The organism is Bradyrhizobium sp. CW1 (assembly GCF_023100665.1).
GTDB lineage: Bacteria > Pseudomonadota > Alphaproteobacteria > Rhizobiales > Xanthobacteraceae > Bradyrhizobium > Bradyrhizobium canariense_D.
In genome coordinates this window covers 8,109,441-8,123,810 of sequence record NZ_CP064684.1, presented here as the reverse complement: position 1 = coordinate 8,123,810, position 14,370 = coordinate 8,109,441, and the positions used below count along the sequence as shown (strand labels likewise).

The window sequence follows — 14,370 nt, the reverse complement described above, 5'->3', positions numbered from 1 at the left end:
ACACGGGCATTGTCATTTGTCTTGCTGAAACGAAGAGGGGTGGATGGCCGGAAAAAATCCGGCCATCGTACTCCCGCAATTCAGTTCAAAAAAGATCCAGGCGCTTCGGTAAGATTTGGACTTACAGGGAGCGCTGGATCGTCTCCACGCGGTAACACTCGATGACGTCACCGGCGCGCATGTCGTGATAGTTCTCGAAGGCCATGCCGCATTCCTGACCGGACTGGACTTCCTTCACTTCGTCCTTGAAGCGCTTCAGCGTCGACAGCTTGCCTTCGTGCACGACGACGTTGTCGCGGATCAGGCGCACGTTGGCGCCGCGTTCCACGGTGCCGTCGGTGACGCGGCAGCCGGCGACCTTGCCGACCTTGGAGATGTTGAAGATCTCCAGGATCGCGGCATTGCCGAGCATGGTTTCCCGCAGGGTCGGCGCGAGCAGGCCGCTCATGGCCTTCTTCACGTCGTCCACGAGGTCGTAGATGATGTTGTAGTAGCGGATCTCGATGCCGTTGCGCTTGGCGGCCGCAGCGGCCTCCTTGTTCGCACGAACCGAGAAGCCGATGATCGCGGCGTTGAAGCCCTCCGCGAGCGTCACGTCCGATTCCGAGATGCCGCCGACACCCGCATGCAGGATGCGCGCGGCGACTTCGTCGGTGCCGAGCTTCTCCAGCGAGCCGAGGATCGCTTCCAGCGAGCCCTGCACGTCGGCCTTGATGATCAGCGGGAATTCCTTGCGGCCCGCCGTCTTCAACTGCGACATCATCTGCTCGAGCGAGCCGCGCATGCCGGAGATCGAGGCAGCCGCGTTCTCGCGCTTCTGGTGCGCGCGGTAGCTGGTGACCTGGCGGGCGCGGGCTTCGTTCTCGACCACGGCGAGACGATCGCCGGCTTCCGGCGGACCGTTGAAGCCGAGCACCTCGACCGGCACGGATGGACCTGCCTCCTGCACCGTCTCGCCCTGATCCGAGATCAGCGCGCGGACGCGGCCCATTTCGGCGCCGGCGACGATGATGTCACCGACACGGAGCGTGCCGCGCTGGACCAGAACGGTCGCGACCGGACCGCGGCCACGATCGAGCTTGGCTTCGATCACGGTGCCTTCGGCCGGACGATCCGAATTGGTCTTGAGGTCGAGGATGTCGGCCTGGAGCGCGATCATCTCGAGCAGCTTGTCGAGATTCGTCTTGTTCTTCGCCGACACTTCGACATCGACGACTTCGCCGCCGAAGGATTCGACCTGCACCTCGTGCTGGAGCAGCTCGGTGCGCACGCGCTCGGGCTTGGCGTCGGGCTTGTCGATCTTGTTGATGGCAACAATGATCGGCACCCGCGCCGCCTTGGCGTGGTTGATGGCTTCGATCGTCTGCGGCATCACGCCGTCGTCGGCCGCAACCACCAGCACGACGATGTCGGTCACCTTGGCGCCGCGCGCGCGCATCGCGGTGAACGCGGCGTGGCCGGGCGTGTCGATGAAGGTGATCTTCTTGCCGCTTTCGGGCGACAGCACCTGATAGGCGCCGATATGCTGGGTGATGCCGCCGGCTTCGCCGGAGACCACGTTGGCATGACGAAGCGCATCGAGCAGCGAGGTCTTGCCGTGGTCGACGTGACCCATCACCGTCACCACCGGCGAGCGCGGCTCGGTGTCGGTCGAATCGTCGATGGCGTCGAACAGGCCTTCTTCAACGTCGGACGCGGCAACGCGCTTGACGGTGTGACCAAGCTCCTCGGCGATCAGCTGCGCAGTGTCGGCATCGATCACGTCGGTGATCTTGTGGATCGCGCCCTGCTTCATCAGCATGCGGATGATTTCCACCGCGCGCTCCGACATGCGGTTGGCGAGCTCCTGGATGGTGATCGCTTCCGGAATGACCACCTCGCGGATGAGCTTTTCCTTCGGCTCGTTCGCGGCATGGCCCTTCAGGCGCTGGGTGCGGCGGCGGAACGAGGCGATCGAGCGCTCGCGGACGTCGTCGGCATTGAAGGCGGTGACGACCGTCAGGCGGCCGCGCTCCTTCTGCGGGCCGGGCTTGTGGGTGGGCTTGGGAGCGACCACAGGCCGCGCAGCGCCGCCGGGGCCGCGACGGATCTGGCGCGGACCGTCGTCCTCGTCCGGTCCGGCTGCGACGGCGGGGGCGCGGCCCACCGGGCCTCCCGGCCGCTGCGTGGTCGTTCCGGGTCGCGCGGTCGTTGTTCCCGGGCGTGCCGTGGTGGTTGTGCCGGGTCGCGCCATCGGCGCTCCGGGCCGCGCTGCAGGAGCGGCCGAGGTCCCCGTTGCAGGGCGCGCCACAGATTGCGGCTGCTCGCCTTCGCCAAAACGCTTCTTGGCCTCGGTTTCGGCCTTCCGCTTGGCTTCCTCCTCGTGACGGTGACGCTCCTCCTCGGCCTTGCGGCGGGCTTCGGCGGCCTCACGATCAGCACGCTCGGCGCTTTCGCGGACCGCGCGGCGCTGGGCCTCTTCCTCGGCATGGCGGCGCTCTTCGACTTCGCGCACCTTGGCATCGGCCAGCGCGCTGGCGCGGGCGGAACGTTCGTCCTCGGTCAGCGTGCGCAGCACCACGCCGGAGCCGGCGTTGCGCGGCGGCGCGGGGCGTGCCGGGGCAGGCTTGGGCGCGGCGGCCGGCGCGGGCTTCGCCACTTCGGCCACCTGCGGTTCAGGGCTGCCGTCGACACGGCGCTTGCCACGCTTCTCGACCACGACCTGCTTGCTACGGCCATGACTGAAGCTCTGGCGCACGGTGCCCGTTTCGACGCGCGGCTTGAGCGATAGCGTCTTGCTCGGAACGCTCAGCTTCTTGTCGCCAGGGGTCTTGGTATCAACCATTAAGCAGTCCTAATCCTGATCTTGTTGTCTTGTGCGTTGCCGCACCGTGCTATCGGGTGGTCGTTGTCTCTCAGAAATCCTGGCCGGGCTTTTCGGCAGTCCTGTCAGCGTCCGCCATCCGGTATCGGACCAGCATCTGGCTACGTGACAGGAATGACTTGCTCGCCGGGCCCGCGAGCAGGGCAGCATGTATCACATTTGACCGGGTAAGTGCCAAATCCAATTCTGTCGATTTTAGTGCAGTGACGACGGGAATCTCCGGCTTGGCGCCGCGATTTCCCTCATTTTGACGCGCCAGCATGTCCAATTTGCGGATTCCGTCCGCGGCCCCGTCGCTGGCATGGATCAGGACCTCGACCGTACCCTCCCGAAGCGCGCTTTCGACCTTGCCGAAACCGGCGACGATCTGGCGCGCCTTGGCCGCAATCCCAAGGGCTTCGACCACGCTCCGGACCAGGAGCGCCTCGAGGTCGGCGGGAAACGTCTGAGGGATGCGCAGCTCGCGCTTGAAGGCTTTCGTAAAATGGTGACGCCGAACGGCTTCCGCAACCACCTCGCGCGAGGCGGTGACCCACATGCCGCGTCCGGGCAGCTTGCGCTTGAGATCGGGAACTATGTGCCCTTGCGGCGAGACGACGAAGCGGATCAGCTCGTCGATCGGCCGGACCTCGCGGCTGACCGCACACATCCGCACGGTCGCGGACCTTTCGGTCCGCGGTCCATGGTCGAGTTCGGGGTCAGTATCGGCGAGCATCCGGGTGACATCCTCCTTCGCCCTAAGCCGGCTGATCTTCGGTCGCCTCGGCCTCTTCAGCAGGCTTGGCGAGATCGGCCTCGGTGATCCATCCGGCCTTGACGCGGGCCTGCATGATCATCGCTTCAGCATCGTCACGGGAGATCTCCAGGCCATCGAGCGCGCCCGGATATTTGGTCTGCTCGCCGCCTTCCTTGCGCTCGGTCCAGCCGACCAGATCGTCCGTGGCGCAACCGGCGAGGTCGTCGACCGTCTTGATGTCGTTCTCGCCGAACTTCACCAGCATCTTCGAGGTGACGCCGGGCACGTCCTTCACGGCGTCCTCGACGCCGAGTTCCTTGCGCCTGGCCTCGAGCTCGGCTTCCAGCTGTTCGAGATATTCCCGGGCGCGGTTCTGGAGTTCCTGCGCGGTCTCCTCGTCGAAACCTTCGATGCCGGCGAGTTCCTTGACGTCCACCATCGCGAGTTCCTCGACCGACGTGAAGCCTTCGGACGCCAGCAACTGGCCGACCACTTCGTCGACATTGAGCGATTCCATGAAGACGCGGGTGGAGTTCTCGAAGTCGGCCTGGCGGCGCTCCGATTCCTCCTGCTCGGTCAGGATGTCGATGTCCCAGCCGGTGAGCTGCGAGGCCAGACGCACATTCTGGCCGCGGCGGCCGATCGCCAGCGAGAGCTGGTTGTTGGTGTCGGGCACGACGACCTCGATGCGCTCGCGGTCTTCGTCGATGACGACCTTGGAGACTTCGGCCGGCGCCAGCGCGTTGACCACGAAGGTCGCGATGTCGGGCGACCAGGGGATGATGTCGATCTTCTCGCCCTGCAATTCGTTCACCACCGCCTGCACGCGCGAACCGCGCATACCGACGCAGGCGCCGACCGGATCGACCGAGGAATCACGAGAAATCACGCCGATTTTTGCGCGCGAGCCGGGATCGCGGGCGACCGCCTTGATCTCGACGATGCCGTCATAGATCTCGGGCACTTCCTGCGCGAACAGCTTTGCCATGAACTGCGGATGGGTGCGGGAGAGGAAGATCTGCGGCCCGCGGGTCTCGCGGCGGACATCGAAGATGTAGGCGCGGACGCGGTCGCCGTTGCGGAACACTTCGCGCGGCAGCATCTCGTCGCGGCGGATGATGGCCTCGCCGCGGCCGAGATCGACGATCACACTGCCATATTCGACGCGCTTGACGACGCCGTTGACGATGTCGCCGATGCGGTCCTTGAATTCCATATATTGCCGGTCGCGCTCGGCTTCGCGCACCTTTTGCACGATCACCTGCTTGGCGGATTGCGCGGCGATGCGGCCATATTCCAGCGGCGGCAGGGTGTCGGCGATGGTGTCGCCGACCTGGGCACCGGGATTGGCGCGCTGCGCATCCACCAGCGAAATCTGGTTGGAATGGTTTTCGACCGTCTCGACCACCAGCATGTGGCGCGACAGCCGCAGCTCGCCCTTCTTCGGGTCGATCTCGGCGTGAACGTCGGTCTCGCTGCCGTAGCGGGCCCGCGCCGCCTTGGCGATGGCATCCTCCATCGCCGCGATGACGATGCCGCGGTCGATCGATTTCTCGCGCGCAACGGCGTCGGCGATCTGAAGCAATTCAAGTCGATTGGCGCTGACTGCCATGGCTAGTCTCCTTCGTCAGGATCGATTTCGCCCCGTCGCGCGCGTTCGGCGGCCAGGCGATGTTTCTTGGTATTGGTCGGAGCCGGCTTCTTCGTCGCGGCCGGCGTCGGTTTCTTAGTCGGCTTGGTGTTCTTGGTCGTTTTTTCGCTGATGCTGGCGTGCGGCGCCGCCGGCGGCTCGAGGCCGAGATTGCGGCGCATTTCGCGGGCCTGGGCCTTGCCGCGGCGCATGGATTCCGCGATCAGCTCGTCCGTCAGCACCAGCCGTGCCTCGGCGATGTCTTCCATCGTCAGGAGAACGTCGGCAGCCTCGCCCGCCTTGATGTCGTCGCGATGCAGATGCACGCGGTCGCCTTCGACGGGGCCGATCGTGCCGCGGAACCGCTTCCGCCCCTCATGGGCGACAGCCATTTCGACCTTCACCAGATGGCCGGCATAACGCTCGAAATCGGAGCGGCGCACCAGCGGGCGGTCGATCCCCGGTGAGGAGATTTCCAGCCGATAGGCGCGATCGACGGGATCGGCGACGTCGAGCACGGGCGACAGTGCCCGCGAGATCGCCTCGCAATCCTCGATCTGCATCGAGCCGTCCGGCCGCTCTGCCATAACCTGCACGGTGCAGCCGGATTCCCCGGAAATGCGGATCCGCACCAGGCGGTAGCCCATGCCTTCGAGCACCGGCCCCGCGACCGCGGACACCCGCGCCGCGACGCCCGGCTCGACCACGAGCCTCGGCTCGGCCAGCAATTCGGCATCCGTGGAACCAGGGTTCGGTTCGGTCATGTCAGAGGTCAAGGCGCTCGGTATGGTTAAGGCTTGGTTAAGCTTTCAAGCCCGCTTCGGAACTCTCCCGACAGATCGGCGGGCCGCACATCTTCCACCAGGCCGCGTTCAGGTAATAAAAAAGAGCGGGTCCTTTCGGGCCCACTCTCACTACGCGGATCGTATGAGAAGATGAATTGCCGGTGATATAGCCCTTTCCGCCCTCTCGGACAAGGCCCATTGCACGGCGCGCGAGGCTTTTTGCGCCCGCTGTGCGGCCCGCTGGCGCAACGCTTCCTTCACCTCCAAGGCCTAGATTCCCTGATTGTGGGGCGGCTTGGACCAGGGCGTACCCGCGGCGTGCCCCCTACGAGTTTGCGTTTTCATGACCGTTGCCACGTCGCTCATTCCCGGACTGGACGATATCGTCAAACGCGGCGACCCGCGGCGTCGCGGCGAGATCGCGCATGCCATTTCCCAACTGTTCTTTCAGGACGCCGAGAACCTCCGTCCCGATGTCATCGATCTCTTCGACAATCTGCTGATCGATCTCGTCCCGCATGCCGAGCTCGCCTCGCGCGTCGATCTCGCCGAACGCTTCTCGCGCCTGAACAACGCGCCGCGGCGTCTCGTGAGCGAGCTCGCGCGCGAAAACGAAATCGCGGTGGCGGGCCCCGTGCTGCGCCATTCGCCCGTGCTCGACGACGCCGCTCTCGTCGAAATCGCGCGACTGAAGGGCCAGGGACATCTGCTGGCGATGAGCGAACGCCCCACGCTGTCGGCTGTCATCACCGACGTGCTGGTCGAGCGCGGCGATCGCGACGTGGTGCGCCGCGCCGCGGGCAATGCCGGCGCGGTGTTCTCGCTTGGCAGCTATTCGGAGCTGATCAAGCGTGCCGCGCAGGATGGCGTGCTGACGCTCAGGATCGGCCAGCGCAGCGATCTTTCGGGTGAGAACCTGAAACAGCTTCTCGACGGTACGCTCGACGTCATCCGCCGTCGCCTCTCGAGCGTGGTCAATCCCGTGCGCCAGGTCGAGATCACGCGCGCCATGGCGGCCATCGAGGAAGCCACGCTGCCGCCGGGCCCGCGTCGCGATTTCTCGGGAGCGCAACGTACGGTGCTGGCCTTGCATCGCGGGGGCCATCTTGGCGAGAGCGCGCTGTTTGGCTTCGCGAAGGCCTACAAATACGAGGAGGCGATCGCTTCGCTCTCGGCGATGTCCGGAGTCCGCCTCTCGGTCCTCGACCGCCTGATCACGGGCGACCGCTACGATCCAATCCTGGTTCTGGGGCGTGTGCTGAATGTCAGCTGGCCGACGGTGCGGGCGCTGATCCTGATGTGGCACGGCCCGAATCGCACGCCAGCCGATGCCGATCTTGAGCAGGCGCGCGCGAATTTCACGCGCTTGATGCCGACGACCGCCGAGCGCGTCGTGAATTTCTGGCGCAACCGGCAGACGATCTAGACCCGCCTGAACCGCAGATACGCCGCCTTGCGCCCCTCGCGCGTGGCCTTTCGGCCGTAGCGCGTCATCGTGTATCCGGCCCACGGCAGGCGAAAATCATCGGCGCGCTCCGCGAGCCAGACAAAGTCCTGCGAGCGCGACAGATGCGACAGCGTCCAGGCGCAGTAATCGTCGATGTCGCAGACGAAACGAAATTCGGCGCCGGCTTTCAGCACGCGCGCCATCGCGGCGATGGTCCGGTCCTGGACGAAGCGCCGCTTCCAGTGCCGCCGTTTCGGCCAGGGATCGGGATGGATCAGGTCAATCCGCGACAGCGAAGCTTCCGGCAGCCAGGCCAGGAGCTCGGCGGCATCGCCTGCGAACAGGCGGATGTTGCCGATCTCGGCGGCCTCGATCTGCGCGAGGATCTTCGCCATGCCGTTGACGTAAGGCTCGCAGCCAATGAAGCCGGTTGTGGCGAAGGTCTGCGCTTCCGCCGCAAGATGCTCGCCGCCGCCGAAGCCGATCTCGAGCCGCAAATCGTCGGCTGCGGGGGCGAAGATCTCGCGGGCATCCGCCGGTGCTGCGCGGTCGATGGCGAGCGCAAGACGCGGCAGCAGATGATCGATCAGCTCGGCCTGGTGCTGCCTGAGCTTGTGGCCCTTGCGGCGTCCGAAGAAGGCGCGCTCGCTGTCCTCGCGATCCGGATCTGATTTGCGCTCACTCATCGTAGCGTCTGGTAGAGGCGGTGGAGCAGCCGCGCGCGCGGTGCGAGCGACGAGACATAGAGCTGCTCATAATGGGTGTGCGCGCCCTTGCCGTCGACGCCGAGCCCGTCGAGCGTCGCGGTGTGGGCGGCGGTGAAATTGCCGTCCGAGCCGCCGCCGGTGTGAACGTCCACCAGATCGAAGCCGATCTCCGTGGCAACCGTCTTTGCATGTTCGTACAGCGAAGCGCCTGCATTGCTCTTCTCGTAAGGCGGACGATTGAGCCCGCCCGTGACCTTGACGGTGACGCCATCTGTCTTCGATGTCAAAGCGAGGATCTTGCCGACGAATTCATCCGCGTCCTTGAAGCTCGGCACGCGCAGTTCGATTTCAGCATAGGCTTCTTCCGGCGTCACGTTGGGCCGCGTGCCGCCGCGCACCACGCCGACATTGACGGTGACGCCGCGCGCCAGATCGTTCATCGCCTCCAGCGCCAGGATGACGTTGGCAAGCTCGCGGATCGCGCTGCGGCCATCCTGGGGCCGCGTGCCGGCATGCGCGGGCACGCCCTTGATGAACACTTCGAATCGCCCGACGCCCTTGCGACCGGTGACGATCTTGCCGCCCTCGCGCGCCGGCTCCGTCACCAGCACGTACTTCGCCTTGCGCCCTTCGGTCTCGATGAGTGCGCGAGAGGTGGGGCTGCCGATCTCCTCGTCCGAAGTGAACAGATGGGTGATGCCGAGCGGCCGGCGATCGGCCGTGGCGCAAAGCGCGCGAAAGGCGTGGTGGGCGATGTAGGCGCCGCCCTTCATGTCGTAGATGCCGGGACCGAACGCGCTGTCGCCTTCGACCTTGAACGGCAGGCGCTCGATGAATCCCATGGGGTGAACGGTATCGAGGTGGCTCAGCACCAGGATGCCCGGCCGGTCCTGGCCCCAGGTCGAGCGCGCCACGAGATGATCGCCGCAACCATCGACACCGGCGATGCGCTCGAGCGTAACAGGGAGATCGCGGTATTGCTCCGCGACCATCGAGACGAGCTTGTTGACCTGTTCAGGCGTGTCCGTTGGCGTCTCGACCTCCACCCAGCGGCGGATGCCATCGAGAATAGTTTGAGAATCGAACCAATTGGAGCTGGCCATGGGCGCATCTGTGCCTTTGAATCGCATCATCAAGGAGGACGCGCATCAAAGCGCGGCCACAAATGACGACATAGGCCAGATTTGACGCAGTCTCAAATCGGATTGAGATGGCGCGTCAGCGCTTGTCGGGGCCTTCGCGGGCCGCAATCTGCTCGACGAGATCGACGATCGAGCGGCGCATCTTCGAATCGGTGATTCGGGTGAACGCCTTGGTCAAAGCGAGTCCTTCGGAAGTCGCGAGGAAATCCGAGACGTAAGACGGCGATGCGCCTTCTGCGAAGCCGTCCGGCCCCGCCACGCCGCTCGGACCGCCCTCGAACAGGAAGGACACCGGCACCTGGAGAATTTCGGCAATTTGCTGGATGCGGCTCGCGCCGACCCGGTTTGTGCCCTTCTCGTATTTCTGAACTTGTTGGAAAGTCAGGCCCAAAGCTTCACCGAGCTTTTCCTGGCTCATGCCCAACATGATGCGGCGCATCCGCACGCGACTGCCGACATATTTGTCAACAGGGTTGGGCGCTTTCGACATTTCCTCAGCCCTCCAAACATCACCTTCGGCGCAATCAGGAATGCCTGAGGTGTAAGCAACGTCAAAATCAGACCCTGTTATTGGGAAACATTGCGGAGAAATTTAGCAATACCCACTGTCTTTTGCAGCCGGTGCAGAATGAGGAGGCCGCGTGCAGTCTGTCAACCGTGGGACTACGGTTGTCAAAAGCTATCGGCCGCGGCTGCGTGATCAGGGACGCCGTTTGGCAACACGTCGGCGGACCGCCAGAAACACGGCGAGCGCGACAAACATGGCCGCGGGGACATCGCCCACGCGCGCATAGATAGTCGGCGGGATCGCGGCGGGCAGATTTGCATCCAAAATGCCTTCGATCCCGAGACCGAGGCTGGCGACGATGCGTCCCACCGGATCGATCACTGCGGAAACGCCGGTATTGGCGGAGCGAACTAGCGGCAATCCGAGCTCGATCGCGCGCATCCGCGCCTGTTCGAGGTGTTGGTAGGGACCGGTCGAAATTCCGAACCAACCGTCATTGGTGAGATTCACGATCCAGCCCGGACGTTCATTGCGTCCGGCCACCTCGCCGGGAAAGATTGCTTCGTAGCAGATCAGCGGCAGCGCGGACGGCGCGCCGGGGACCGGCAGCGCATGGCGCACGGTGCCGGCAATGAAGCCGCCGCGCACACGCGTGAGTTGCTCGAAACCGAGCTTCTCCATCAGGCCCTGGTAGGGAAGAAACTCGCCGAACGGCACCAAATGCAGCTTGTCGTACATAGAGAGCACGCTGCCGTCGTGGTCGATCACGTAGATCGAATTATAGGCGCGTGTGATCGGCGTGCCCCGCGGCAGGTCGGGCGCGCGGACAGAGCCCGTGATCAGCACCGTGCCCTTGGGCAGAAGCTCCGCGATTTGCGCCATCGCATCGGCTTCGCGAGTCAGGAAGAACGGAAAGGCGGATTCCGGCCAGATCAGGATGGTGGCATCGCGCACGCCGGTCGATTGCGGTCCGGAGGCGCGGTCCGACAAGGCCAGATATTTCTTCATCACCTCCGCCTTGGCGGCGTAGTTGAATTTCGCGTCCTGCTGGAGATCCGGCTGCATCAGGCGCAATTTGGGGCCCGCGACCATCGTGGTCGGATGCAGCGACAGGCGGATCGCGCCGAAGATACTCATGACCAGCAGGAGCGCCAGGGCCGCGGCCGGTGCGCGCCACGCCAGGCGGCGATCGGGCGTGCGGTCGATCAGCGCCGCGGGGCTTGCGAAGATCGCAACCGTCAGGAACGTCATGCCCCACAGGCCGATCAGCGACGCCGTTTGTGCCAGCGGCAGCGGCTCGGACAGCGCATAGCCGAACGCGTTCCAGGGAAAGCCGGTCAGCGCATGACCCCGCAGCCATTCCGTGATGGTGAGGCTTGCCGCGAGCGCAAGCACGCGCGTCGCGTTCTTGGTCCAGAGCAGGCGGGCGAGCGCAAAGCCCATTGCCGTGAAGATCGACAGATAGGCCGGCAGGCCCAGCACGGCGAACGGCGTCAGCCAGGCGAATACATCGGCGTCGACGAAGAAGGCGTAGCCGATCCAGTAGAGGCCGGGCACGAAATAGCCGAGGCCGAACCAGTAGCCGGTAAGCGCCGCGGCGGGGACGCCGCGATATCGTCCGGCGCCGGCGCCGTCGATCAGCCAGACCAACACCGGGAAGGTGATGAACAGTACCGGGAAGGCGTTGAACGGCGCCAGCGCCAGCACCGAGAGCGCGCCGGCAGCCATCGCGACGAGCGCGCGCTTCCATCCCCAGGTCAGGATGATGGCAAGCGCGATCTGGCGAAATCGCTGGAAAGGGCTCACTGCGGACCGGTCCCGTCGCTTGGCGGCGGGGTGGGCGTGTCGCTGGCCGTCGGCTGGCTGCCATCCGGCGCAGCCTCGCGGCGCCGGCTCTCGCGCTGGGTGCGCGGCGCGGGACGCTCCTTTCGCGTCGAGATCCGCAGTCGCTTGACCCGGCGCGGATCGGCATCGAGCACCTCGATCTCGTAATGGCCGGGGCCCGAGATCACCTCGCCGCGCACCGGCAGGCGCCCGACGAAGCTGACGAGATAGCCGCCCAGCGTCTCCACTTCCTCGCCGGCCTCGCCGGTGACGAAGTCCTCGCCGATCACGGTGCGGACGTCGTCGAGGCTGGCGCGGGCGTCGGCGATGAAGGCGTTGTCGGGCAACCGCACGATCGAGGGCGGCTCGTCGCTGTCATGCTCGTCGTCGATCTCGCCGACGATCTGCTCGACGATGTCCTCGAGCGAGACCAGGCCGTCGCTGCCGCCATATTCGTCGACCACCAGCGCCAGATGGATGCGGGTGGCCTGCATCTGCGCAAGCAGGTCGATCGCCCGCATCGACGGCGGCACGTAGAGCAGCTTGCGGATGATGCGCGCTTCCTCGAGCGGCAGCGCGAGATCGACCGTACGCAGATCGAGCCCGGCCGGCAGCGGTTTCTTGCGCTTGGTTTTCGTGACCCCCGACACGCGCGCACGCGCGGTCATGAAGGCGAGCAGATCGCGGATATGGACGATGCCGACGGGATCGTCGAGCGTCTCGTTGTAGACCACGAGGCGCGAATGGCCGGCGCTCTCGAAACGGTCCATCAACTCGCCGAGCGGGATGTCGCGCTTGACCGCGACGATGTCGGCGCGATGCACCATGACGTCGGCGATGCGACGCTCGTGCAGGCCGAGGATGTTGCGCAGCATGGTGCGCTCGACCGTCGAGAAGCCGGTGTCGTCGGGCGTCGTGGCGTCGAGCACGACCTGGAGGTCGTCGCGCACCGAACCTGCCTTCCAGCCGAACAGGCTGCGAATGGCACGCAGCAGCCAGCCCTCCGCGGTCGGGCGCATCACCTCGCCTGAGGTCACCACGACCGGTAAATTGGCCGTGTTGCGCGGATTGTCGTGAGTCGGGTCCGAATCCGGCATCTCAATGCGTCCCTGGGCGGTCGGCATAGGGGTCGGGAATGCCGAGATGAGCCAGGATCTCTCGTTCGAGCGCTTCCATTTCCTCGGCGTCGTCTTCGTTTTCGTGGTCGTAGCCGACCAGATGCAGGAAACCGTGCACGGCGAGATGGCTCAAATGATGATCGAACGGCTTTTGTTCCTCGTCCGCCTCACGCCGCATGGTCTCGTAGGCGATCGCGATGTCGCCCAGCATGCGCGGCGCATCGCCAGGCTTCCAGTCGCCTTCCGGCTGCAGCGCGGGAAACGACAGCACGTTGGTCGGCTTGTCGATGCCGCGCCAGTTGCTGTTCAGGGTGCGGATGCCGGCATCATCGGTCAGCATCACCGCCACTTCCGCCTCCGCAACGTCTTCGTCGACATTCTCGGCGGCGGCCGCCACGGCGCGCTGGATCACGGCTTCGGATTCGGGCTCCCGCTGCCAGCAATCGGCGACGACGAGGACCTCGGTGATGGGAAGGTTGGGGTGTGACATTGTCCTTGTTCCGAACGAAGGGGCGCCGTGTCCGCGCCCATATGGTCCGGTTGCTGTCTCGTCAGGATTTACCGGCGGCCGGCCGCTGCGGCGACCCTTCGTAGGCGGAGACGATCCGCGCCACGAGCTCGTGGCGGATCACGTCTTCGGCCTTGAAATGAACTTGCGCAATGCCTTCGACGCCGCTCAGCAGGCGCGTCGCCTCGGCGAGGCCAGAGGTCTGGCCGTTCGGCAAGTCGATCTGCGAGGGATCGCCGGTGACGATCATGCGGCTGTTCTCGCCAAGGCGGGTCAAGAACATCTTCATCTGCATGGACGTGGTGTTTTGCGCCTCGTCCAGGATGATGGCCGCGTTGGTCAGCGTGCGACCGCGCATGAAGGCGAGTGGCGCGATCTCGATCTCGCCGGTCTGCAGCGCGCGCTCGACAATGCGCGCGTCCATCAGGTCATAGAGCGCGTCGTAGATCGGGCGGAGATAAGGATCGACCTTCTCGCGGAGATCGCCGGGCAAAAAGCCGAGCCGCTCGCCGGCTTCCACCGCCGGGCGCGACAGGATGATCTTGTCGACTTCCTTGCGCTCGAATAGCTGCGCGGCATGCGCGACCGCGAGCCAGGTCTTGCCGGTGCCGGCGGGGCCGATGCCGAACACCAGCTCGTGGCGCTTCAGCGCGCGGATATAGGAATCCTGCGCCGCCGTGCGCGCACGCACCGGGCGCTTGCGCAGATTGATGCTGTCGAAGGTGGATTTGGCCGACTTGGCATCGAACTCGAACAGCGAGCCCTGCGCGATCACGGCACGGATCGCGCCCTCGACCTCGCCCTGGTCGAGATCCTGTCCCTTCACGGCCTGGGCGTAGAGCGTCTCCAGCACCCGGCGCGCGGCATCGCAGCCGTCGCGCGAGCCGCCAATCGTGATGTGGTTGCCCTTGGAATCGACGACGACGCCAAGCCGCCGTTCGATCTGTGCCAGATGCTGGCCATAAGGGCCAACTAGCGCGGACGCGGCGCGGTTGTCGTCGAAATCGATGACGACCTGGGTCTCGGGCGGAACCTGCATGTCGCGGTCAAATTTGCGGCTGGGAGCGATGGAAGAAGACGAATCCGATGCGCTTTTGGGCAA

12 protein-coding genes are annotated in these 14,370 nt (G+C 65.2%); 1 reads left to right on the top strand and 11 read right to left on the bottom strand.

Going from position 1 to position 14,370, the window contains the following annotated elements; all coding sequences use genetic code 11:
* Positions 1-121 precede the first annotated feature (121 nt).
* From infB to rimP, 4 genes are all read right to left on the bottom strand, one after another.
* Positions 122-2,824, bottom strand: a complete 2,703-nt coding sequence (gene infB, locus IVB54_RS38735; RefSeq protein WP_018455798.1) for a translation initiation factor IF-2 — start codon at positions 2,822-2,824, stop codon at positions 122-124.
* A 70-nt stretch (positions 2,825-2,894) separates the two neighbouring features.
* The gene (locus IVB54_RS38730; RefSeq protein ID WP_018455799.1) at positions 2,895-3,578 is read right to left on the bottom strand and encodes an RNA-binding protein; all 684 of its coding nucleotides are present in this window, start codon (positions 3,576-3,578) and stop codon (positions 2,895-2,897) included.
* Between the two features lie 22 nt (positions 3,579-3,600).
* Entirely contained in the window at positions 3,601-5,211 is a 1,611-nt protein-coding gene (gene nusA / locus IVB54_RS38725) for a transcription termination factor NusA (protein ID WP_007603900.1), read from the bottom strand.
* Between the two features lie 2 nt (positions 5,212-5,213).
* Positions 5,214-5,993: a ribosome maturation factor RimP gene (rimP, locus tag IVB54_RS38720; RefSeq protein WP_018455800.1), complete on the bottom strand. Its 780-nt coding sequence runs from the start codon at positions 5,991-5,993 to the stop codon at positions 5,214-5,216.
* A gap of 364 nt (positions 5,994-6,357) precedes the next feature.
* On the opposite strand from rimP, the gene IVB54_RS38715 reads away from it, so the two are divergent.
* Complete coding sequence (locus tag IVB54_RS38715) at positions 6,358-7,440, top strand: DUF2336 domain-containing protein (protein WP_018455801.1); 1,083 nt, start codon at positions 6,358-6,360, stop codon at positions 7,438-7,440.
* Here the strand turns inward: IVB54_RS38715 and IVB54_RS38710 are convergent.
* The 7 genes from IVB54_RS38710 to IVB54_RS38680 all read right to left on the bottom strand — a co-directional run bounded on the left by IVB54_RS38710 (position 7,437) and on the right by IVB54_RS38680 (position 14,370).
* Complete coding sequence (locus tag IVB54_RS38710; protein WP_018455802.1) at positions 7,437-8,147, bottom strand: tRNA (guanine(46)-N(7))-methyltransferase TrmB; 711 nt, start codon at positions 8,145-8,147, stop codon at positions 7,437-7,439. The two genes, IVB54_RS38715 and IVB54_RS38710, sit on opposite strands and share 4 nt — an antisense overlap.
* Positions 8,144-9,301 (bottom strand): M20 family metallopeptidase, encoded by a 1,158-nt coding sequence (locus IVB54_RS38705; RefSeq protein ID WP_247364361.1) that lies wholly within the window; start codon positions 9,299-9,301, stop codon positions 8,144-8,146. Before IVB54_RS38705 ends, IVB54_RS38710 begins: the two co-directional genes overlap by 4 nt.
* A gap of 85 nt (positions 9,302-9,386) precedes the next feature.
* Positions 9,387-9,800, bottom strand: coding sequence for a helix-turn-helix transcriptional regulator (locus IVB54_RS38700; protein ID WP_007598327.1), 414 nt, complete (start codon positions 9,798-9,800; stop codon positions 9,387-9,389).
* Between the two features lie 210 nt (positions 9,801-10,010).
* Entirely contained in the window at positions 10,011-11,624 is a 1,614-nt protein-coding gene (gene lnt / locus IVB54_RS38695) for an apolipoprotein N-acyltransferase (protein ID WP_018455804.1), read from the bottom strand.
* A complete protein-coding gene (locus IVB54_RS38690; RefSeq protein ID WP_026233030.1) occupies positions 11,621-12,739 on the bottom strand; it encodes a hemolysin family protein in 1,119 nt (372 codons plus the stop codon). The genes lnt and IVB54_RS38690 overlap by 4 nt, the downstream gene beginning before the upstream one ends.
* A gap of 1 nt (position 12,740) precedes the next feature.
* Positions 12,741-13,250: an rRNA maturation RNase YbeY gene (gene ybeY / locus IVB54_RS38685; protein ID WP_018455806.1), complete on the bottom strand. Its 510-nt coding sequence runs from the start codon at positions 13,248-13,250 to the stop codon at positions 12,741-12,743.
* A 61-nt stretch (positions 13,251-13,311) separates the two neighbouring features.
* Complete coding sequence (locus tag IVB54_RS38680; RefSeq protein ID WP_081747794.1) at positions 13,312-14,370, bottom strand: PhoH family protein; 1,059 nt, start codon at positions 14,368-14,370, stop codon at positions 13,312-13,314.

Excerpts from the sequence above, each read along its gene's own strand:
- IVB54_RS38700 (WP_007598327.1), bottom strand. The coding sequence starts at position 9,800 with ATGTCGAAAGCGCCCAACCCTGTTGACAAATATGTCGGCAGTCGCGTG.
- IVB54_RS38705 (WP_247364361.1), bottom strand. The coding sequence starts at position 9,301 with ATGATGCGATTCAAAGGCACAGATGCGCCCATGGCCAGCTCCAATTGG.
- ybeY (WP_018455806.1), bottom strand. The coding sequence starts at position 13,250 with ATGTCACACCCCAACCTTCCCATCACCGAGGTCCTCGTCGTCGCCGAT.
- IVB54_RS38690 (WP_026233030.1), bottom strand. The coding sequence starts at position 12,739 with ATGCCGGATTCGGACCCGACTCACGACAATCCGCGCAACACGGCCAAT.
- IVB54_RS38710 (WP_018455802.1), bottom strand. The coding sequence starts at position 8,147 with ATGAGTGAGCGCAAATCAGATCCGGATCGCGAGGACAGCGAGCGCGCC.
- rimP (WP_018455800.1), bottom strand. The coding sequence starts at position 5,993 with ATGACCGAACCGAACCCTGGTTCCACGGATGCCGAATTGCTGGCCGAG.
- infB (WP_018455798.1), bottom strand. The coding sequence starts at position 2,824 with ATGGTTGATACCAAGACCCCTGGCGACAAGAAGCTGAGCGTTCCGAGC.
- IVB54_RS38715 (WP_018455801.1), top strand. The coding sequence starts at position 6,358 with ATGACCGTTGCCACGTCGCTCATTCCCGGACTGGACGATATCGTCAAA.
- IVB54_RS38730 (WP_018455799.1), bottom strand. The coding sequence starts at position 3,578 with ATGCTCGCCGATACTGACCCCGAACTCGACCATGGACCGCGGACCGAA.
- nusA (WP_007603900.1), bottom strand. The coding sequence starts at position 5,211 with ATGGCAGTCAGCGCCAATCGACTTGAATTGCTTCAGATCGCCGACGCC.